At 69.8% G+C, this 20,409-nt stretch carries 19 protein-coding genes; 6 read left to right on the forward strand and 13 right to left on the reverse strand.

Features of this window, described 5'->3' with window-relative positions; genetic code table 11:
* Positions 1-31: 31 nt before the first annotated feature.
* Complete coding sequence (locus tag JIG36_RS27790) at positions 32-2,014, forward strand: ATP-binding protein (protein ID WP_203379354.1); 1,983 nt, start codon at positions 32-34, stop codon at positions 2,012-2,014.
* A gap of 34 nt (positions 2,015-2,048) precedes the next feature.
* Here JIG36_RS27790 and JIG36_RS27795 read toward each other — a convergent pair whose 3' ends face one another.
* Entirely contained in the window at positions 2,049-2,342 is a 294-nt protein-coding gene (locus tag JIG36_RS27795; protein WP_307872943.1) for a VOC family protein, read from the reverse strand.
* Between JIG36_RS27795 and JIG36_RS27800 the strand changes: the two genes are divergently transcribed.
* Positions 2,316-2,645 carry a response regulator transcription factor gene (locus JIG36_RS27800; RefSeq protein ID WP_203379356.1) on the forward strand — a complete coding sequence of 110 codons (330 nt, stop codon included), beginning with the start codon at positions 2,316-2,318 and terminating at the stop codon, positions 2,643-2,645. The two genes, JIG36_RS27795 and JIG36_RS27800, sit on opposite strands and share 27 nt — an antisense overlap.
* Here JIG36_RS27800 and JIG36_RS27805 read toward each other — a convergent pair.
* Genes JIG36_RS27805 through JIG36_RS27815 form a run of 3 tightly spaced genes read right to left on the reverse strand, consistent with a single transcriptional unit; the run spans position 2,635 to position 5,722 of the window.
* Positions 2,635-3,450 (reverse strand): carbohydrate ABC transporter permease, encoded by an 816-nt coding sequence (locus tag JIG36_RS27805; RefSeq protein ID WP_203379357.1) that lies wholly within the window; start codon positions 3,448-3,450, stop codon positions 2,635-2,637. The genes JIG36_RS27800 and JIG36_RS27805 overlap by 11 nt on opposite strands.
* Positions 3,451-3,452: 2 nt before the next feature.
* Positions 3,453-4,424 carry a carbohydrate ABC transporter permease gene (locus JIG36_RS27810; protein WP_203379358.1) on the reverse strand — a complete coding sequence of 324 codons (972 nt, stop codon included), beginning with the start codon at positions 4,422-4,424 and terminating at the stop codon, positions 3,453-3,455.
* Between the two features lie 2 nt (positions 4,425-4,426).
* The gene (locus tag JIG36_RS27815; protein WP_203379359.1) at positions 4,427-5,722 is read right to left on the reverse strand and encodes an ABC transporter substrate-binding protein; all 1,296 of its coding nucleotides are present in this window, start codon (positions 5,720-5,722) and stop codon (positions 4,427-4,429) included.
* A gap of 210 nt (positions 5,723-5,932) precedes the next feature.
* Here JIG36_RS27815 and JIG36_RS27820 point away from each other — a divergent pair, with 210 nt between their 5' ends.
* Positions 5,933-6,970, forward strand: coding sequence for an endo-1,4-beta-xylanase (locus tag JIG36_RS27820; protein ID WP_307872935.1), 1,038 nt, complete (start codon positions 5,933-5,935; stop codon positions 6,968-6,970).
* A gap of 16 nt (positions 6,971-6,986) precedes the next feature.
* Here the strand turns inward: JIG36_RS27820 and JIG36_RS27825 are convergent, their stop codons facing one another.
* The 3 genes from JIG36_RS27825 to JIG36_RS27835 form a co-directional block, all read right to left on the reverse strand.
* A complete protein-coding gene (locus JIG36_RS27825; RefSeq protein WP_236048362.1) occupies positions 6,987-8,654 on the reverse strand; it encodes a glycoside hydrolase family 43 protein in 1,668 nt (555 codons plus the stop codon).
* A 123-nt stretch (positions 8,655-8,777) separates the two neighbouring features.
* A complete protein-coding gene (locus JIG36_RS27830; protein WP_203379361.1) occupies positions 8,778-9,770 on the reverse strand; it encodes a glycoside hydrolase family 11 protein in 993 nt (330 codons plus the stop codon).
* 45 nt (positions 9,771-9,815) lie between these two features.
* Positions 9,816-11,237: an endo-1,4-beta-xylanase gene (locus JIG36_RS27835; protein ID WP_203379362.1), complete on the reverse strand. Its 1,422-nt coding sequence runs from the start codon at positions 11,235-11,237 to the stop codon at positions 9,816-9,818.
* A gap of 410 nt (positions 11,238-11,647) precedes the next feature.
* On the opposite strand from JIG36_RS27835, the gene JIG36_RS27840 reads away from it, so the two are divergent.
* Positions 11,648-12,871, forward strand: coding sequence for a serine/threonine-protein kinase (locus tag JIG36_RS27840; protein WP_307872936.1), 1,224 nt, complete (start codon positions 11,648-11,650; stop codon positions 12,869-12,871).
* A 104-nt stretch (positions 12,872-12,975) separates the two neighbouring features.
* Here JIG36_RS27840 and JIG36_RS27845 read toward each other — a convergent pair whose 3' ends face one another.
* Positions 12,976-14,412 (reverse strand): non-reducing end alpha-L-arabinofuranosidase family hydrolase, encoded by a 1,437-nt coding sequence (locus JIG36_RS27845; protein WP_203379526.1) that lies wholly within the window; start codon positions 14,410-14,412, stop codon positions 12,976-12,978.
* Between the two features lie 341 nt (positions 14,413-14,753).
* On the opposite strand from JIG36_RS27845, the gene JIG36_RS27850 reads away from it, so the two are divergent.
* Together JIG36_RS27850 and JIG36_RS27855 are read left to right on the forward strand one after the other, a co-directional pair.
* Positions 14,754-16,190, forward strand: coding sequence for a sigma-70 family RNA polymerase sigma factor (locus tag JIG36_RS27850; protein WP_203379364.1), 1,437 nt, complete (start codon positions 14,754-14,756; stop codon positions 16,188-16,190).
* Positions 16,191-16,320: 130 nt separating this feature from the next.
* Positions 16,321-16,827 (forward strand): hypothetical protein, encoded by a 507-nt coding sequence (locus JIG36_RS27855; RefSeq protein WP_203379365.1) that lies wholly within the window; start codon positions 16,321-16,323, stop codon positions 16,825-16,827.
* On the opposite strand, the gene JIG36_RS27860 is transcribed toward JIG36_RS27855, so the two are convergent.
* From JIG36_RS27860 to JIG36_RS27880, 5 genes are read right to left on the reverse strand one after another with little or no spacing between them, the layout of a single operon-like run.
* Positions 16,814-17,086 carry a hypothetical protein gene (locus JIG36_RS27860; RefSeq protein WP_203379366.1) on the reverse strand — a complete coding sequence of 91 codons (273 nt, stop codon included), beginning with the start codon at positions 17,084-17,086 and terminating at the stop codon, positions 16,814-16,816. The two genes, JIG36_RS27855 and JIG36_RS27860, sit on opposite strands and share 14 nt — an antisense overlap.
* A gap of 15 nt (positions 17,087-17,101) precedes the next feature.
* Positions 17,102-17,887 (reverse strand): AraC family transcriptional regulator, encoded by a 786-nt coding sequence (locus JIG36_RS27865; protein ID WP_307872937.1) that lies wholly within the window; start codon positions 17,885-17,887, stop codon positions 17,102-17,104.
* 21 nt (positions 17,888-17,908) lie between these two features.
* Entirely contained in the window at positions 17,909-19,198 is a 1,290-nt protein-coding gene (locus JIG36_RS27870; protein WP_203379367.1) for an aldehyde dehydrogenase family protein, read from the reverse strand.
* On the reverse strand, positions 19,195-20,040 hold the full coding sequence (locus JIG36_RS27875; RefSeq protein WP_203379368.1) for an NAD(P)-dependent oxidoreductase: 846 nt from the start codon (positions 20,038-20,040) through the stop codon (positions 19,195-19,197). Before JIG36_RS27875 ends, JIG36_RS27870 begins: the two co-directional genes overlap by 4 nt.
* Positions 20,037-20,405 (reverse strand): carboxymuconolactone decarboxylase family protein, encoded by a 369-nt coding sequence (locus JIG36_RS27880; RefSeq protein WP_203379369.1) that lies wholly within the window; start codon positions 20,403-20,405, stop codon positions 20,037-20,039. The genes JIG36_RS27875 and JIG36_RS27880 overlap by 4 nt, the downstream gene beginning before the upstream one ends.
* Between the last annotated feature and the right edge of the window lie 4 nt (positions 20,406-20,409).

A 20,409-nucleotide genomic window follows, 5' to 3' on the forward strand; every position in this document is an offset into this window, starting at 1 on the left:
GTGCCTACCGGCCGACGGTTACAGTCGGCGGATGGCCCGGCTCGCGGACACCCTGGACGGCCTGCGGCGCCGGTCGTTCGTAGGCCGCGACGCGGAGATCGCCCTGTTCCGCGCGGCGATGGCCGGCCCCGGCGTGCTGTTCGTGCACGGTGTCGGCGGGGTGGGCAAGACCTGGCTGCTCAATCGGTTCGCGGAGATCGCCGCCGAGCTGGGCCGTGTTCCGGTTCGCATCGACGCCCGGCACCTGGCCCCCGGCGCGCTGCCCGGGCTGTCCGGCGTGCCGAGTCCGGTGCTTTTCCTCGACACGTACGAGCTGCTGGAACCCCTCGACGACTGGATTCGCGAGCATTACCTGCCGTCGTTGCCGGCGGACTGCCTGGTCGTGATCGCCGGACGGAGGGCGCCGCGGCCGCCGTGGCGGGCCGATCCGGCGTGGCGGGAACTGACCCGGGTCGTACCGCTGGGCCGTCTGTCCGCCGATGACGGGGCCGGATATCTGGCCGCCCAGAACGTCGCGGCGGCGCTGCAGCCGCGGCTTCTGTCGATCGCGCACGGCCACCCGCTCACCCTGGCGCTGCTGACCGACGCGGTGCGCCGTGGAGTCACGCCGCGCGGCCTGAACGACGTCCCCGACGTGGTGGGCGCCCTGGTGACGCGGCTGCTCGCGGAGGCGCCGAGCGCCCGGCACCGGATCGCGCTCGAAGCCTGCGCGCTGGTGCCGGCCACCACCGAGAACTACCTGCGCTCGATGCTCGGCGACGACGCCGGCGAGCTGTTCGCCTGGCTCCGCGCACAGTCGTTCGTCGACGAGGGTCCGTACGGACTGTTTCCGCACGACATCGTCCGCGACGTCCTCGACGCCGACCTGCGCTGGCGTGACCCGCAGCGGCACGCCGACAACTACCGTCGCAAGCTCGCCGCCTTCCAGGACCAGGTGCGGGCCGTGACCGGGCGGCGGGAGCAACTCGAACTGGTCGCACGGATGGTCGTGCTCAACGGCGCCCGTTCCCGGCTCACCGCACTGAACGCGTTGCCACCGACGTTCGGCGCGTACGTCGACGACCTGCGCCACGACGACCAGGGGCCGATCGCCGCGATGACGGCCGCGTGGCAGGGCCGGGAGCAGGCGCGCCTGGTCGCGTACTGGATGAACCGCCGCCCGGAGGCCTTTCACATCTTCCGCGATGCCGACCAGGAACTCCGGGGCTACGCCGCCTGCCTGGACCTGACCGAGGCCGACCTGGGCGCTGATCCCGGTGTCGACTCGATGTGGCGGTACGCCGTCAAGCACGGCCCGCCCCGCTCCGGTGAGCGGATCCGGGCCTGGCGTTTCTTCCTCGACCGCGACCAGGGTCAGCGCCCGTCGCCGTCCATGACCCTGTTCGTCGCCGATCAGATGCTCGACATCCTGCTGCTGGGCGCCGACACGGCCTGGAGCCTGGCCGGGGCGTGGGAGGACGCCGATCTGTGGGGCCCGGCCATGGGCTTTCTCGACTTCTGGCCGGCCGACGGCGCGGAGTACGAGGTGGGCCCGACGTCGTACGCGGTGTTCGCCCACGACTGGCGCCGCGTCGACGGGACGGAGTGGGCGCGAGCGCTGTACGACCGGCAGCTGGGTGTGTCGAACGACCGGGCGAGCGAAGAGGACGGCGTGCCGGTGCTCGCCGAGCCGGAGTTCGCCGACGCGGTCCGCGCCGCGCTACGCCACCTGCACGACCCGGACCGGTTGCGGACGAACCCGCTGCTGCGGTCGAGAATTTTGCGGCAAAAGGCCCCGGATGAAAGCGGCCGGATGGTGGCGCTGCGGGAGCTGATAGAGGCGGGCATCGGCACCCTGGACCCCGCCCTGGCCGACCTGATGAGCCGGACGTTCCTGCGGCCGACGACCACACAGGCCAGGGTTGCCGCCACGCTGCACCTGTCGTTCAACACCTACCGCCGCCACCGCGACCGGGCGATCAGCCGGCTCACCGCTTGGCTCTGGGACCACGAAACCGGCCCGGCCCGGCTCTGATCCTCAAGTGGCTGGTGCCGGTGCCGGCCTGAGATCAATGAGCGTGATCGGCGCCGATCCGCTCCGAGATCTCGAACATGTTGCCCCACGGGTCACGGAAGAAGGCCAGCCGGGCGCTGATGTCGTCGATCTCGAAGGGCGCGTTGACGACGTCCACGCCGCGGCGGCGGAGCTCGGCCAGCGTGTCGTCGACGCTGTCGACCGACAGGCAGACGTGGTTGTAGCCGTTCACCGACAGGCTCGCGTCCACGTCCGGGAACTCGGTCTGGGCCGTTGCGCCCGGCCCGGCGAGAATTTCGAGATGGAAGTCAACCCGGTTCGGGCTGATCGCCGCCGGAACCGCGGCGTTGGGGCGTCGCCGTGGCGGGAACGAGCCGAGAACGAGCTGCGGGCGACCGGGCTGTCACGCCCCCGCGCCCGGAACCGGCCGCCGGAGCTGACGGCCCGCGAGCGGGAGATCGCGGAGCTGGCGGCGGCCGGGCTCACGAGCAAGGAGATCGGCGAACGGCTCTTCCTGTCCCACCGCACGGTCGGTTCGCACCTCTACCAGGTCTTCCCGAAGCTCGGGCTGCGCGGCCGGGCCGGTCTGCGCGACGCGCTGCAGGCGTTGGCTTCCCCGCCTAACCTTTGACGGCGCCGGTGAGGCCGCCGACGATCCGGCGCTCGAAGAGGCTGAAGAAGACCAGCGCCGGAATCATGGACAGCGAGGTGAAGGCGAGCACCTTGGCCGTGTCGACCGAGTATTGCGAGGCGAACGCCTGCACGCCGAGCGGCAGGGTGAAGCTGTCCTGGTCGTTGAGGATGAACAGCGGCAGCAGATAGCTGTTCCAGCTGCCGATGAACGCCAGGATCCCGGTCGTGATCAGGCCGGGCACCGACAGCGGCAGCACCATGCGCCAGAAGAAGCCGAGCCGGCTGCACCGGTCGATGGCGGCGGCCTCCTCGATCTCCTTGGGGATGGCCCGCAGGAACGGCACCAGGATGATGATCGTGGTCGGCAGTCCGAAGGCGATCTGCGGCAGGATGACGCCGGGCAGCGTGTTCACCAGGCCCAGGTTCTTCACCAGCAGGTAGAGCGGCGTGATGGCGACCGTGGCCGGGAACATCAGCCCGGCGGCGAACAGCGCGTACATCGCGCCGCGGCCGCGGAAGCTGTACCGGGCCAGGACGTAACTGGCCATGACGCCCAGGGTGACCACCGCGACGGTGGTGACCACCGCCGCGATCGTCGAGTTGCCGACCTGGCGCCAGAACGCGCCGCCGGACAGGATCTCGGTGTAGTTGCCGGCCACCCACGGGTCGGGCAGCCCGGCCGGGGCGACGGTGATCTGCGAGTTGGTGCGGAACCCGCCGAGGATGATGTAGATGACCGGCCCGAGCATGAGACCGACCAGCATCAGGGCCACGAGGTAGACGATGGGGTTGCGCCGGCTCATGTCTACTGTCCTCCGGTGAGCGCGCCCTCGGTGTCCCGGCGCAGAACGAAACGCTGGTAGATCAGCGCGATGACCATCGAGATGACGAAGAGCACGACCGCCACCGCGTTGCCGTAGCCGTAGTTGGCCGCGTTCCGGCCCTCCACGACCATGTAGGTGGCCATCGTGGACGTGCCGGCGGTCGAGGCGACGTACTGGCCCCAGATGATGTAGACGAGGTCGAACAGCTGCAGCGAGCCGATGATCGACAGGAACGCCCAGATCCGGATCGTCGGCCCGAGCAGCGGCAGCGTGATGTGCCGCTGGATCTGCCAGAACGACGCGCCGTCGACCGCCGCCGCCTCGGACAGCTCGTCGGGGATGTTCTGCATGCCGGCCAGGAACAGGATCACCGCGAACCCGACGTACTTCCAGGTCAGGATGATCATCAGCGACCAGATGGCCAGTTCCGGGTCGGCCAGCCAGTCCTCGGCCAGCCCGCCCAGTCCGATCGAGCGCAGCACGTCGTTGATCGCACCGTTGGTCTGCAGCATCAGGGCCCAGGCCGTGCCGGTGATGACTTCCGAGATCACGTACGGGACGAAGATGAGCACCCGGATCACGGACTGGCCCCGCATCCGCCGGTTGAGCAGCAGGGCCAGCCCGACCGCGACCGGGCCCTGCAGGACGAGCGAGAGCACGAGGATCTCGGCGTTGTGCCACAGCGCCTCGTGGAACGCGGTGTCCTGCAGGATCGTGACGTAGTTGTCGAGCCCGACGAAGTTGGTCGGCTTCCCGAAGCCCTTCCACTTGTAGAAGCCGTAGTACGCGGCCATCAGGACCGGCAGGATCACGAAGCCGACGAAGACCAGGATCGCCGGGCCGGACAGCGCCACGATCTCGAGTCGCTGGGCCCAGCCGATGCCGCGCCGGCGGGGGCGCAACGGAGACGGCGCCTGCACGCCGCCTCCGTCCCGTAGGCGGGTGACCGTCACGCTCAGCCCTTCTTGGCCGCGTCGTTGACGGCTTTGATGATCCCGGCGACGTCGCCCTTGCCGGCCAGCAGGTTGACGACGCCGACGTTCAGGGCGTTGCCGACGTTCTGGCCGTACACCGTGTCGAGCCACTGCGACACGTACGGCGCCTTGTTGTAGGCCTCGAGCACAGCCTTGAGATAGTCCTCGGTGACCGCCCCCTGGGCCTCCTTGCTGACCGGCAGCGAGTTGAAGGCCTTGTAGTACGCCTCCTGCAGCGGCTTGGTGAGGATGTAGTTGAGGAAGACGGCGCATTCCTTGGGCGCCTGCGCCGAGCACGAGAAGCCGTCCGCGCCGCCCATGATCGCGGCCGGGTCGCCCTGACCGCCGGGCACCGCCGGGAAGGGGAAGAATCCGAGGTCGGGCAGTGGCTTCTTGTCCTTCGTCAGGCCGGCGATCACGCCCGGGTCCCAGGATCCCATCAGTTCCATGCCCGCCTTGCCGTTGGCGAGCAGCCCGGCCGAGCTGCCGGCGCCCTGCTGGGCCGAGGTGGTCAGGAAGCCGTTGTTGAAGGGCTGGGTGCCGGCGAACGCCTTGAGGTCCTCGCCCGCCTTGGTCCAGCAGGGGTCGGTGAAGTTCTTCTCCTTGGCCGCGGCGTCGAGCGAGGCCTGGCTGCACGCGCGCAGGGCGAAGAAGTAGTACCAGTGAGCGGCCGGCCAGGCGTCCTTGGCGCCGAGCGCGATCGGCGTCCCGTTGGCCTTGAGTTTGCCCGCCACCGTACCCAGCTCGTCCATTGTGGTCGGTGTGGTTGTCACGCCGGCCTTCTGGAAGGTGTTCTTGCTGTACCAGAAACCGCCGGGAAGAATCGATACCGGTACGGCGTAGGTCTTGCCGTCGACCTGGCCGGTGCCCAGGGCGGCGTCGCCGATCGCCTGCTTGGTCGCGTCGGTGACGTCGCCGGTGATGTCCTTGAGCTGACCCGCCTCGACCATCGCGGCCATCTTGCCGCCGCCCCGCTGCAGGAAGATGTCGGGCGCGGATCCGGAGTTCAGCGAGGTCTGCAGTTTGCCGTCCAGATCCTCGTTCTGGATCGATTGGATCTTGATCTTGACGTTCGGGTTGGCGGTCTGGAAGTCGGCCACCGCTTTTTCCCAGTACGCCTTGCCGGGGCCGGTCGTGGAGTTGTGCCAGAGCGTCATCGTGACGGCGCCGCCCGAACCGGAGCCGCCGCTGTCGTCGTCACCGCCGCTGCAGGCAGCCAGGGTCGCCGTGCTCAAAGCCAGAGCGGCCGCGGCAGCAAAAAGTCGTCTAGGCGCCATGAAGTCACCTCTCGGAACCGAAAGTTTCGGAGTGTTTCCGGAATGTGAAGCCAAGCTATGAAGTGACCAATGTGCATGTCAAGATGTACAACACCATGAGATGGAAGTGTTGTTAACGTGCACTTCCCGAATTGGCGCTCGCTCATGGAACTGAAACGTTTCGCAACTCCTCGGAAGTTGCAAAAGCCCAGTCCACGCAGGGGGTCCGCAGTGTCGGCAACGCAGATCGGGCATCGGATCCGTACGGCCGGAGTCACGGTTCTCGACCCCCACGGACACCCGCTGAGCCGGCACGACGTCGTCGTCGAGCAGCGCGCCCACGCCTTCGCGTTCGGCAACTCCGGCTTCGAGCTCGTCCCGATGACGGACGAGGAGACCGGCCCGGATCCCGCGATGGCCGCCCTGTGGCTCGACATCTTCAACACCGCCACCTTGCCCTTCTACCGAGAGACGTCCGAGCCCGGACGCGGGCGGCCCGGCTCGAACCGGCTGCGCCGGGCCGCGGAGTGGTTCGCCGCCCACGGCTGCCGCGTCCGGGGGCACCCGCTGGTCTGGCGCACGCTGACCGCCGGCGAGCGTGGCCGCCCCGCGTCGGCTCGCCTGGCGGTCACCGCGGCCGGGCCGGAGGTGACGTTGCTGCTCAACGACTTCGACGTGACACCGGCGCAGGAATCTCTGATCGAGAGCGTCCTCGAGGCGGAGGTCCCGGTCGACGCGCTCGGCCTGCAGTGCCACATGCACCGGGGTTACTGCGGTGAGGAGAGGACGCTCGCGATCCTCGGACGGTTCGCGCGGTTCGGCCTGCCGATCCACATCACCGAGACCACGCTGCTGTCCGGCGACCCGGCGCCGCCCCGCAACTACCGGCCCCCGTGGTGGCCCTCCACGCCGGAAGGCGAGCAGCGGCAGGCCGACGAGATCGTGCGGCACTACCGCACACTGCTCTCGCACCCCTCGGTCCAGGCGATCACCTATTGGGGGCTGTCGGACAACGACAGCCGGCTCGGCGCCCCCTGTGGACTGATCCGCGCCGACGGCACCCCCAAACCCGCCTACGCGGCGTTGCGGGGCCTGGTGAAAGGGGAGTGGTGGCTGCCTCCGACGACCGTACGGACGGATGCCGCCGGGCACATCGAGGTGCGCGGCTTCCCCGGCGACTACCGGCTCAGCGACGGCGCCCGTACGGCGTCCGTGACCGTCACCGACACCCGGTCCGAAGCAACCCTGCGACTGAACGACACGGCATGACCATCGGAGCTGTGAGTCAGGTCGCGCGATAGGCGGCCCGGTCGAAGTCGGCGTAGCCGCCCTCGGCGCCCAGATCCTGCACCCAGAGCCCGACGAAGGCCCCGGTGAAGCCCCACGCCTCGGGTTCGCCGGGGACGATCGTCGCGGCGTACTCGTCGGACAGGGTGGTGGCGTCGAAGGCGCGCCCGAGGTCGTACCAGACCGGTGCCGCGCCCGGATTCGTGGTGTAGGCGAAGGTCAGGAGCGGGCCGTCGAAGCGGATCCGCAGCCCGAGGCGGGGTATGCCGTCGACGACGGTCTGCACGCCCGGCACCGTGGTGACGTGCCCGCTGTCGCAGACGAGCAGATCGAGGACCGGTGTGCCGTCGTCGTCGGCCGTCAGATGCAGGTAGTACCAGTTGCGCGAGTTGTAGTAGGCCGTGATCCCGGCCAGCTGCCGCGGGTTGCGGGGCTCGAACTCGCACGTCGCCTCGAACGTGCACCGCCGCGCCGTCACCCGGCGGGCCACCAGGCTCGGCCGGTGCCGTGCCATCGGCGACTGGCCACCGTGGATCCTCAGGTTGGAGGGCCGGGCGGACAGGTCGATCCAGTCCGGTGCGGCCGGGCGGCGCAGCGTCGACCAGTTGGGGCCGAGCGCGGGCGCGTCGAAGTGGTCGTCCTCGAACAGCTCGGAGGACGGCGGCCGCGTGATGACCGTGGCGCCGGCCGGGGCCGGGACGTGGTCAGCCGGCACGCCGTCGCGGATCCGGGGCCAGGCGCCGGCCTCCCACTCCACCTTCTGCAGCGCGGCCTCACGTCCGAGAACACAGCGTCCGTACGGGGTGTAGGGCCGTGCCGCCAGATGGGCCAGGTACCACTCGCCGTCGGCCGTCTGCACCAGGCTGCCGTGACCGGCCTTCTGCAACGTCAGCTCCGGGCGGCCGGCCGAGGTCAGCAGCGGCCCGCCCGGGTCCACCTCGTACGGGCCGAGAAGGTGCCGGGACCGGGCGACGGTGACCTGGTGGGCCCAGCTGGTGCCGCCCTCGGCAGTGATCAGGTAGTACCAGCCGTCCTGGCGGTAGACGTTGGGCGCCTCGGTCAGACCGGCGCCGGTGCCCTCGAAGATGAGGTGGGCCGGGCCGGTCAGGCGGCGCTCGTCCCGGTCGTAGCGCTGGATCTCGATGCCGGCGAAGCGGTTGCGGCCGGGACGCCAGTCCGCGCGCATCGACAGCATCCAGGTGGCGCCGTCTGCGTCGTGGAACAGCGACGAGTCGAATCCGCGGCCGTGCAGCACCACCGGGTCCGACCACGGACCGGTGATGGCGGGCGCGGTGACCAGATAGTTCTGCGGGTCCCAATAGCCGCCCGCGAACGTGCCCACGTCGGTGTAGAGCAGGTGGAACAACCCGTGGGCGTACGTGAGATTGGGCGCCCAGATGCCGCAGGAGTCGGCCGCCCCGGTGAGGTCGAGCAGTCTGTTCTCGGTCAGCACACCGCCGAGCGGCTGCCAGTGCACGAGGTCGGTCGAGTGGTGCACCCGTACGCCCGGGAACCACTCGAACGTCGACGTGGCGATGTAGTAGTCGGCGCCCACCCGCAGGATCGACGGGTCGGGGTGGAAGCCGGGCAGCACCGGATTGCGGATCATCCAGTCGCCGGGCCCGCCGTCACCGACGGGGGAGACAGTGGGGTTGGCAATCGTCATGAAGAACCTTCCACTGGTGGGAGCGTGGTGGGAGCACGCCGTCCGGAGCGTGGTGGGGGCGCGCCGTCCGGAGCGTGGTGGGGGCGCGGCGGCCGGGGCCACCGCGCCACCCGTTGTCGAGCGTCAGCTGGTCTGGCAGGTGACGGTGGGCCAGGTCCAGTTGCCGTTGGCCATGATGGTCACGCCGAAGTTGTTGCCGTTGCCGTTCGGCCGGGCCGTGACGGTCCCGGTGGTTCCGCTGACCGAGGCGTTCCAGCTGTTCTGGATGCTCTGGCCGCCGTTGAGCGTGAGCCCGACGGTCCAGCTGCTGGTGTTCTGGACCGCGACGTTGAGGTTGAAGCGGTCACCGAACTGCTCGCCCGCCGAGAGCACGGCGGTGCAGTTGCTGGTGCCGCCGCCGCCGTTGCCGCCGCCGCTCCCGCTCCCGCTGCCCTCGCGGACGGTGATGTCGGAGCTGCCCTGGCTCTGGTAGCCCTCGGTCGCCATGATCTGGTAGCTGTGGCTGCCCAGGTTCAGGCCGGCGCGGGCCCAGGCGTCGAAGTGGTTGGCGACCGTGATGGTGCCGCTGCTGCGCTTCGACTGCCGGACGCTCCAGTACTGGTAGAAGGTCCGGGTGCCGTCGATCGAGGGCGCGTTGACCCGCTGGCTGCGGAGGATGTCGTACGTGCCGCCGTCGGTGGTGACCGAGCCGAGGCGCTGCGCACCGCTGCTCGGGTTGTAGCTGCCGAAGTTCTCGACGATGTAGTACTCGATGAGCGGGTTGCGCGTCCAGCCGTACAGGGCGAGATAGCTGTTGTTGTTCCCGGGGTTGTAGCTGCCCGAGTAGGTCACCGTGCGGCGGGTGCCGGTGGCCCAGCCCTTGCCGCCGACCCAGTTGTTGGTGCTGCGGTCCCAGCTGCTGGTGTACCGGCCGTCGGCGCGCAGCGTCATGCTGGCGTTGCCGCTGTCCTTCCAGAACGAGAAGTAGTAGCCGTTGTGCGTGCCGGTGGTGCTCGAGCTGACGGTCCGATCGGACTCGGCGTGCGCGGTGCCGGCCGTGAGCACACCGGTGACCGTCAGGGCCACGGCGCAGACGGCGCCGACGAGGATTCTTCGGCGGGAACGAACTGCGGTCATGAGAGTGCGTCCTTCTGGTGAGGGGATGGGGGATGGGGACGGGTGTCAGCCGAGGCTGAACCGCTGGTTGGCCTGGCCGTTGCAGTCGTAGAGCTGCACCTGCTGGCCGTTACCGGTGCCCCACACGTCCAGGCAGCGTCCGGACTGGACACCGGTGATGGTGCCGTTGCTGTTGACGTTCCACTGCTGGTTGGTCTGGCCGTTGCAGCTGTAGATCTGCACCGCCGAGCCGTTGCCGGAACCGGCCGCGTCCAGGCACCTCGAGCCGTACACGGTCAGCTGCTTGCTCGAAGTGAGCGTCCACTGCTGGTTGCTCTGGCCGTTGCAGTCGTAGAGCTGCACCCGCGTGCCGTTGTTCTGCGAGGAGCCGGGCACGTCGACGCAGCGGCCGGACTGGGCGCCGAGGATCCGTGTTCCGTTCCCCGACGGCGGGGGAGTGGTGGGGTTGGTCGGCCCGGTCGAGTTGAGGACGTTGAGCACCGAGCTGTACGCCGCCTTCTTGTTGCCGTTGCCGTCGAACAGCAGCGGGCTCTCGCTGGAGCGCCACGAGTCGCTGTCCCGTACGCCCCACACCGTGATGCCGATGCAGCGGGGCACGTTGAGGCAGGCCTGGGTCAGCCCGGCGTACTGGGACGTCGACGCGTTGGTGACGTCGACCTCGGTCAGCGCCACGTCCACGCCGAGCGCGGCGAAGCTGGACAGCGTGGACTGGAAGTTGCCCGGCAGTGAGCTGCCGCCGGTGAAGTGGGTCTGCAGGCCCACGCAGTCGATCGGCACGCCGCGGGACTTGAAGTCCCGGATCATGTTGTAGACGCCCTGCGTCTTGCCGTACGACCAGTTCTCGATGTTGTAGTCGTTGTAGCAGAGCTTGACCGACGGGTCGGCGTTGCGCGCGGTGCGGAACGCCACCTCGATCCAGTCGTTGCCGGTGCCCTGCAGGTTGGACGAGCGCCGGCTGCCGTCCTCGTTGAACGCCTCGTTCACCACGTCCCAGGCCGCGAGCTTGCCCTTGTAGTGGGCCATCACGCCGTTGATGTGATCGATCATGGCCTGCCGCAGGCTGCTGCCGCTGAGGCTCTGCATCCAGCCCGGTTGCTGGGCGTGCCAGGCGAGCGTGTGGCCACGGACCTTGAGGCCGCGCTGGGTGGCCCAGTTGTAGATCTGGTCGCCCGAGCTGAAATTGAACTGGCCCCGGTTGGGCTGGGTGGCGTCCGGCTTCATCTCGTTCTCGGCCGTGATCATGTTGAACTCACGGGCGGCGATGGTGGTGTAGGCCGAGTTGCCGAGCCGGCTCGCGGCGATGGCCGTGCCGAAGTACCGGCCCGACTGCGCGGCTGCGGCGCCCAGCGTGCTTTCGGCGGCGCTCGCATTCGGCATCACCGCGATCACGCCGGCCGCCGTGAGGGCGGCGACGGCACCGCTGAGGAGCAGCCGGAGTCGCGGCGAGCGAGGGGATGGGGCTGCCACGGGGGTCTCCCTTCTCGGTTCCGCGTTCCGGGCAGGCGGCAGCACGGGCGACGCGGCCCGATCTGGCGGTGGTGGGGATCTGTGCGGCCCGGAGCGAAGAACGACAGGCTTCGATTTCCGGTCATGGTGGCACGGGTAATACCGCGGAAACAATATGTTCCGGAGAACTTCCGGAAGTTATCAGCGGTTCCGAACGGCTTGTAGGGGCATCTGCCTGCTGTTTTGTGGCGCAAATTTCTCCCGTACGTCGACGTGGTTCGTCTCGCTGGCATCCAGTACCGAAACTTACGGTCGAGATGGCAAAAGGGGGATGCTCGCGGGATGTGCGGAAACTCGTGTCTGAAAAGCCGTTACGACCACCCGTGGGCCGGGCCAGGTTTACCCGCGGCCACCGGGGAAACAGACGGCCCGTGAATCGAGGGCAGCTGATCGCCGGGCGCTACCGGCTCCGTGAAGTGCTGGGGCAGGGCGGCATGTCGCTCGTGTGGCGGGCCGACGACGAGGTGCTGGGCCGCGAGGTGGCGGTCAAGGTGCTGTCCGTCCGGCTGGCCGGAGATCCGGACCGGCAACGGCAGATCCGCGACGAGGCCCGGGCGGCGGCGCGGCTGCGGCACACCAACGTCGTCGCCGTCTACGACTACGGCGAGTTCGCCGACGGTGCGCGCACCCTCTCGTACGTCGTGATGGAGCTGGTGGACGGCCGGACCCTGGCCGACCTGCTGACCGGCGGCCGGCTCCCGTGGAAGGTAGTGACGCTGATCGGGGCCCAGGTGGCGGCGGCCCTGGCGGCCGCCCACGCCGACGGGGTCGTGCACCGCGACGTCAAACCCGCGAACGTCATGGTGACCAGCGCGGGCGTGAAGCTGGTGGACTTCGGCATCTCGGCCGCGGTCGGCGCGTTCGACGGCCACGCCGGGCAGCTGCTGGGCACCCCGGCCTATCTGGCCCCCGAGCGCATCGAAGGCGGCCCGGTCCGCCCCGCGACCGACGTCTACGCCCTCGGCCTGGTCATGTATCTGGCCCTGACCGGACGGATGCCGTGGGAGGCGTCGACCGTCACCCAGATGGTCCGGGCCCACGTCTATGCCAAGCCCGCACCGCTTCCGCCCCTCCCCGGTCTTCCGCCCGCGGTCGCCCGGCTCGTGTCGCGCTGTCTGAGCAAGAACCCCGGCGACCGCCCGAGCGCGATCACGATCGCCGAGGTGCTCGGGGAGGTCGCCGGGCTGCCGTCCGCCACTCTGATGCGCAGCGTGACCGCGCCGACGGTGTCCCTGCCCGCGGTGAGCCGCCGTCGTCCCGGTCGTGCGGTGCTGATCGGGGCCGGCGTGGCCACCGGCTTGCTGCTCGGGGCCGGCGTCTGGTGGACCGATGACGGCCCGGCCGAACCGGCCCGGGCGGGAGCGGCCACCGTGCCGTCCGCCCCGGCGACCAGTGGTACGCCCGAGGCCCGGCCGTCCACCGCTGCACCCGGGACCACCGTACGGGCGGTGGTCGCTCCCGTGGCGAAGAAATTGTCAGCGCCGAAGAAGGCGGGGAAGAAGGCGCCCGCGCCGAAGCTCGGTCCCGAGCCGAAACTCGTTCACGGGCCGAAAAAAGCCAAGCCGAAGCCTCCGAAGAAGCCTGGCCGGAAGTAGCCTCGGCTGCTCCCTGATCGTGCGATCAAGGAGCAGCCTAGGCCGCGGGGCTCCCTGATCGTGCGATCAAAGGAGCAGCCGGGGCCGCGGGGCTCAATACACCGTCAGCGTTGGCGGGTGAGCAGACCCGGGCGGTACGGCAGCAGGCCGTAGTCGCCGCCCGAGCTGGGGGAGCGGCCCTGATAGAGCAGTTGCAGGTTGCAGGGGTCGACGGTCATGGTCTGGTCGGCGCTGACCCGGATGAGCTCACCGTGGCTGATGTCGTTGGTCCAGGTGGCGCCGCTGTTGGCCTTGCCCGCGAACGGGTTGCCCTCGGTGGCGGCCTGCGGGGTCCACGAACCGCTCAGGCTCGAGGCGGTGAAGGAGCGGAAGTAGCGGCCGTTGGCGCCGATGGCTTCGACGATCATGAGGTACTGGTTCTGGCCCTGCACCTTGTAGACCTGGGGCGCCTCGAACAGGTTGTTCGTCGAGTCGCTCATGATCGTGGTGTAGGACGAGCCGAAGCTGCCCGGGAAGTTCCCGATCGGCATGCTCGCGCGGTAGATCTTGCCGTTGTCACCGGCGAAGAACAGGTACATGTTCTGGCTGTCACCGATGAGCGCCTGGTCGATCGGCCCCGTGCCGGAGCCGGAGATGCTGCCGGTGAACAGCGTCTGGGGTGCCGACCAGCCGTTGGGGTTGGTCGGGTCGCTCGACGTGCGGTAGGAGAACGCCGGCCCGCCCCATTGGTAGGCCAGGACCCAGATGTTCTTCGGGGCGAAGTAGAACAGCGACGGCGCCACGGTGGCCGAGGACATCGCGTTCTGGCTCGCCGATCCCATGTCGGACCAGTTGCTGAGCAGGCCGAAGTTCATCGAGCCCCATGTCGATCCGTAGTCGTGCGTGGTGGCGTAGACGAGTTGCCGTCCGTTGTACGGGGCGGTGGTGAAGTCCTTGAGCGACACCCAGCCCGACCGGGGCGTCGCCAGCGCGCCGGTGGACGACCACCGGTATGACGACGGGAGCGTGCAGGAGCCCGACGGCGGCGGTGTCGTCGGATCGGAACCGCCACCGACCCGGACCATCTGCCACTGCTGGTTGGCGCCGTTCCAGTCGCTGTACTGGACGATGTTCGCCCCGTCGGCGGTGGAACCGCCCTGCACCTCCAGCGCCTTGCCGCTGTTGCGGTTGATCAGCTGGATGTAGCCGTCGATGTCCTGGACGCTGAACTGCTGGTTGGTGGTGTTGTTGTCCGTCCATTGCACGATCGAGCCGCCGTCGGCGGTCGAGAAGTTGTAGACGTCGAGCACCTTGCCGGACAGGCGGGACTTGAGGCGGTACTGCCCGCCGCCGGAGTCGACGAACTGCCACTGCTGCTGGTTGCCGTCGTTGCGGGCCCACTGGGTGATGCGGGCGCCGTCGGTGGTGGCCAGGTTGTAGACGTCGAGGGCCTTGCCGCTGTTGCGGTTGACCAGCACGTACCAGGCGCTGGTGTCGATGGTGGCGGCCGAGGCGGCGGGGGCGTTGACGACCGTGAGCAGGCCGCCGGCCAGCGCGGTCACGAGGCCGGTGGCGGCGGCCAGCCACCGGCGACGGGTTCGGGATGATTTCACGGATGTCCTCTCGGGGAATGGGGCGGGGATAGCGGCGATCCGCGGGGAAACGGAAAATGAACGTTAACAGCGCGTGCCGGGACCGTGCCATTCATCGGCGGAAGCATTTCTCATCACGGTTTTTCAGTGCCATTTCTGGGACCGTTTCCGAGCAGGCTCTCCCTCTAATCCAAGTGAATTTCTGTTATGCGCCGAGGTGGTCCGCGGTCGCCGTCCACCTTGAACGCCGACGAGGGCGCTCCTACGATCCGATCGCGGGAGTGTGAGCGTTCACCGGACGGAGGTCACCCATGATTCAGGCACGACGCGACACCGACGACATCGTCCGCGCGGCCCGGGCCGGTGACCGGGAGGCGCTGGACGAGCTGGCCCGCCGCTACCTGCCGATCGTCTATCACCTGGTCCGGCCGGTGGTCGACGCCGGGCAGGTGGACGACGTGGTGCAGGACATCATGGTCCGCGCCCTCAGGCAGCTCGGTGATCTGAAGTCGCCCGCGAAGTTCCGGTCATGGCTGACGGTGATCGCCGTACACGAGATCGGCACGCATGCGGCGCGGGAGCGGCGTACGTCCGGCCGCGCCGCCTCGCTGGGCCTGGCGGTCGACCGTCCGGATGCGGCCGCCGACGTGGAAGGGCCGGCCGTGCTGCGGGTCGAGCTGGACGAGCAGCGCCGTCAGGTCCGCCACGCCGCGCAATGGATGGGCCCGGCCGAGCGCACGGTGTTCGCGCTGTGGTGGCTCGAGCTGATCGGCGAACTCACCCGGGCCGAGGTGGCCGTCGGTCTCGGCGTCGGCGTGCCCCACGCGGGCGTACGGATCCAGCGGATGCGCGAGCAGCTGGAGACCGGCCGGGGCATCGTCGCGGCGCTGGAGGCGGTACCCGGCTGCGACCTGCTCGGTGAGGTCGTGGCGGGCTGGGACGGGATTCCGGGCCCCTACTGGCGGAAGCGGATCGGGCGCCACGTACGGTCCTGCCCCGTCTGCACCCGTACGGCCCGGCCGCTGGTGCCCGCCGACCGGCTGCTGCCCGCACTGTTGCTGCTGCCGGTGCCCGTCGCGCTCGCGAGCGCCACCCTGGCCAAGACGGCCGGGGTAACGCCCGCGGTGACCACCGGTGTCGCCCAGTGGGCGGGCGGGGTGGTGCAAGCGGCCGTCGCCCATCCCCTGGCCGCCGCCATCGGTGCCGGGGTCCTCGCCGTGGGCGTGACGGTTCCCGCCACTGGGTGGGCCACCGCACCCGCGCTGCCGCACCGCACCGGCTCGGGCTCGTCGCAGCCCGGTGCCGCGTCCCCGCTGAGGACCGGGCCGGTGTCCCTGGAATCGGTCGCCGCGCCGGGCCGGTACGTGACCGTGTTCGGGGAGGACGGTGCGCTCGAGCCGGTCGGCCCGGCGAGCGCCGCCGCGGACCGCGAACGGGCCACCCTGCGAGCGGTGCCGGGCCTGGCCGACCCGTCCTGCATCTCGTTGATCGCTCCCGACAACCGCTACTTGCGTCATTCCTCGTTCCGGTTGCAGCTCGGCGCGGACGAGGGCACCGTCCTGTTCCGCGGCGACGCCACATTCTGCGGCCGGACCGGATCGGTCACCGGCAGCGTCTCGCTGGAGTCGTTCAACTACCGCGGCTTCTACCTCCGCCGCGTCGGCGACCAGCTCTGGATCGACCAGTCCGACGGCAGCGACCCGTTCCGTACGGACAGCTCGTTCTTCGCCCGGCCCCCGTTGGCCTGACGCCCGGCCGTGTCCCGGCGATTTCCAGAGTGTCGCCGACGGGGCCCGCGTCGTCCATGCCGCACCGGTGCGGCATGGACCACCTCGGTTGTTCCACAGAGGATGGTCATCGAGTCCCGACGTTCGATGGTTGCCGGAGGCGATGATGCGACAGAAAACCTGCTTGCTGTACGCAGGTGTGGCCGTACTCATGGCCGCGATGTCGGCCTGTGCCGGGTCGAAGGACACGGCGACCGACGATGCCGCGGCCGCCCCCGTGTCAGCGGCCCCGGTTGCACCCGACCAGCCCACGACGATGCGGCCGGAGTTTGCCGAGCCGCGGCCGGACCACGTACTGCAAATCGCAGTCAAATCCGCCACCAGGACCGGCGACCGGATCGAGCTCGTGCTCAACGGCACCTACGGCGGCAACCGCACAACCCAGTGGGACATGACGTCGGTCGAGGCCGGCACGGACACCAGCGCCTGTCAGGTGAGCGCCGATCCAGGCTTCCCGCGCGGAGCGAGCCTTCCGCGCAGCGTCGTCACCGGGACGTGGGCTTTGACCTGCCCGGGCGGCGGCCCGGTCCGACTGACCGTCGACCCTTTCGGCGGGCTGCTCGATTCCGACAGCAGCTTCCGGATCACGCTGAGTTGACCGAACCGCTCGCGACACGCGACCGGAACCATTCGCGCGACTGCGGCAGGGTCAACAGAACGGTGACTCCGCCACCCACCACCGCTCGCACCACGCCGCCGACCGAGACCGATTGCTGGTGAAACAACTCGGCCGGCGCGGCGAGCACCTGCAGCCCGGCCACCACCATCACGAAGCGGGCGATCGGCCGCGCGCGTTGGCGAAGCTTGTAGACGAGCGAGCCGCCGGCAGCAGCGCAGACGATCAGAGAACCGATCACCCACGCGGCGCCGGTTCACGGCCGGTCGTTGCGCAGGTCGGCCTGGTAGCGGCCCGGCGTCTGGCCGACGACCTCGGTGAACCCCTCGATGAAACTGGTCGGGTTCGACCAGCCGCACGCGCCGGCGGTCTCGGTGACCGAGCGGCCGTTGGTGAGATGGATCAGGCCGTGGTGGACGCGCAGAATGGTGCGCCACCGATGGAAACTCATGCCGAGCTCGGCGTGGAACAAGCGGCTCAGCGTGCGCTCGCTCGCCCCCACCGCGCGGCCCAGCTCGGCCAGCGTCCCCTTGTAGCTGGGATCGGCATGAAGCCGGTCGGTGACGGCGCGGAGCCGGTCGTCGTGGGGTTCGGGCAGGTGCAACGACGGCTGCGGGGCTTCGACCAGCTCGTCGATCATCACGGCGCGCAGCCGGTCGTACGCGCCGGGACGGGTCTCGGTGCGGTCGGTGAGCGCCAGCAGCACCTCGCGCACCAGGGCGCTCACAGCGAAGACGCTGGGATACGCGACCAGTTCGCCGCACAGTTCGGCCGGGACCGCGAGGATCCGTACGTCGGTCTCGCCGTAGAAGCGGTGCGCGTGCTTGAAACCCGGAGGTGTCCAGGTCAGCCGGTTGGCGGGCGCGACCCAGGTGCCCCGTTCGGTCGTGATGGCCAGGGCTCCGGCCGCCGCGTAGACCAGCTGACCTTCCTGGTGGGAGTGCTCGACCATCTGGAAGCCGTGGGGGAGCTTCCCGGCACCGTGCGGAGTGTCGGGCCACGGGTCGGCGAGCAGCGGAGGAACCTGGCTGGTTTCCGGCACAAGGCGTCAGCCTACCGGAAATCAACCTGCGGCCTCGATGCGGACGCTGATGCTCTTGACGTGTGAGTAGTGGTTCAGGGCCTCGATCCCCTTCTCCCGCCCGTATCCGCTGGCCTTGTGCCCTCCGAACGGCATCTGGACCGACTGGGTGGACCACGAGTTGACGTAGACCTGACCGGCCTCGATCGCGCCCGCCACGCGGAACGCGCGGGAGATGTCGGCGGTGAAGACCGCGCCGACCAGGCCGTAGTCGCTGTCGTTGGCGATCGCCACCGCCTCGGCCTCGGTGTCGAACGGGATCACCACCAGCACCGGGCCGAACACCTCCTCGCGGGCGATCCGCATGTCGTTGGTGACGCCGGTGTAGACGGTCGGTTCGACCATCCGGCCCGGGCCGGTCGCGCCGCCCACCACCGCCTTCGTCCCCTCCTCGGCGGCGACCGCGAGGTAGTGCCGGACGGTCTCGAACTGCTTCTCGGTGATCATCGGGCCGGTCGTGACGGCCGCGGCCGCCGACGCGACCAGGTCCACGAATGTGTCGTGGATCGAGCGTTCGACCAGCAGCCGCGTGCCGGACGAGCAGACCTGCCCGGCGTTGGTGGTGAAGGCACGCACCGCCTCGGCCGCCGCGAACGGCAGGTCGGCGTCGGCGAACACGATGTTGGCCGACTTGCCGCCCAGTTCGAGGGTGAGCGGCAGGATCCGCTCGGCGGCGATCCGCCCGATGCTCTGCCCGACCGGGACCGATCCGGTGAAGGCCACCTTGCGCACCAGCGGATGCTCGACGATCGCCGTCCCCACGGTCGCGCCGGCCCCGACGACCACCTCCAGCACACCGGCGGGCAGGCCCTCCTCGAGCGCCAGCCGGGCCAGCTCGACGGTCGTGCTCGAGGTCGCCTCGGCCGGTTTGACCACGACGACGTTTCCGGCGGCCAGGGCGGGGGCGACGGCCCGCGCGGCCTGATTCAGCGGCAGATTCCACGGGGTGATGACCCCGACCACGCCGTACGGCTCCCGGACCGTGTAGACGTGCAGATCGGGCCGCACGTCGAGGACGTCACCGGCCGGCAGGTGCACCAGCGAGGCATAGAACTCGAAGTACTCGGCGGCGCCGCGGATCTCGGCCTCGGCCAGCGCCGCCGGCTTGCCCGTGTCGGCCGACTCCAGGGCGACCAGTGTGTCGATCTCGGCCACCATGCGGCGCGCGATCGCCATCAGCACCCGGCCCCGGTCGAACGAGGCCAGGTGCCGCCAGCCCGGGGCGGCCGCGGCCGCCGCCCGTACGGCGTCGTCGACGGCTTCGAGACTCACCGCGGGCCCCCGATCAGCTCGTACATCGCGGTGTGGTCGGTCTGCGGGGTGACCTCCCCGGCGACCCGGGACCACTGCTCGGCCACCCGGTCGGCGATCTCGGTGCGCTGGGCCAGTTCCCGGGCCAGGCCGACGGCGATACGCACGTCCTTGGCCATCAGCTGCAACGCGAAGCCGGAGGCGTAGCTGCCGTCGAGCATGAACTGGGCGACCTTGTTCTCGCTCGTGTTGGACCGCCCCGACGAGCTGTTGAGCACGGCGGTGAGGGTCGCCGGGTCGATGCCGAACTCGGCGCCCAGCCGCAGCGCCTCGACGGTGACCGACAACGTCGCCGCCGAGACCAGGTTGTTGAGTGCCTTGGCCGCGTGCCCCGATCCGACCGGCCCCACTTCGAGCACCGTTCTTCCCAGCACGTCGAGCACCGGCCGTACGGAGGAAATGTCTCCCCCGGCCATGATCGCGAGCGTGCCGGCGACCGCGCCGCGCACGCCCCCGGAGACCGGCGCGTCCACGAACCGCAGGTCGCGTCCGGCCAGCTGAGCGGCGAGGGCACGGGTCTGGAGGGGCTCGGACGAACTCATGTCGACGACGAGCGTGCCGGACGACAGCCGAGGCGCCAGCTCCTCCAGGACGGCCGTGACGACCGCCGAGTTCGGCAGCATGAGGATCAGGATGTCGACGCCGGCCAGACCGTCGAGGGCGGTGGCCGAGGTGGCCGAGCCGATCGGCGCGAACGGCGCGGCGTCGAACACGGTCAGCGGGTAGCCGGCCTCGTCCAGGCGGGTGGCCATCGGGCGGCCCATCTGGCCCAGCCCGACAAAGCCGATGCGGGGGCGGGTCACGAGTCGAACACCTCGGCGGCCAGGCGGAACGATTCCAGCGCGGCCGGTCCGCCGCAGTAGAAGGCGGTCTGCATCAGGACCTCCTTGATCTCGCCGCGGGTGACGCCGTTGTTGAGCGCGCCACGGACGTGGGCCTTGAACTCGTGGCCGCGGTTGAGGGCGGTCAGCATGGCCAGGTTGATCAGGCTGCGGTCGCGGTGGCTGAGACCCTCGCGGTTCCAGATGTCGCCCCAGCAGTACTGGGTGACGTATTCCTGCAGGTCGCGGGAGAAGTCGGTGGCCGCGGCGAGTGAGGCGTCCACGTAGGAGCTGCCGAGTACTTCGCGGCGCACTTCGAGGCCGGCCTTGTACAGGTCGTCGTTCATGATG

Origin of the sequence: Paractinoplanes ovalisporus (assembly GCF_016834655.1) — a bacterium.
Taxonomy (GTDB): Bacteria; Actinomycetota; Actinomycetes; order Mycobacteriales; family Micromonosporaceae; genus Actinoplanes; species Actinoplanes ovalisporus.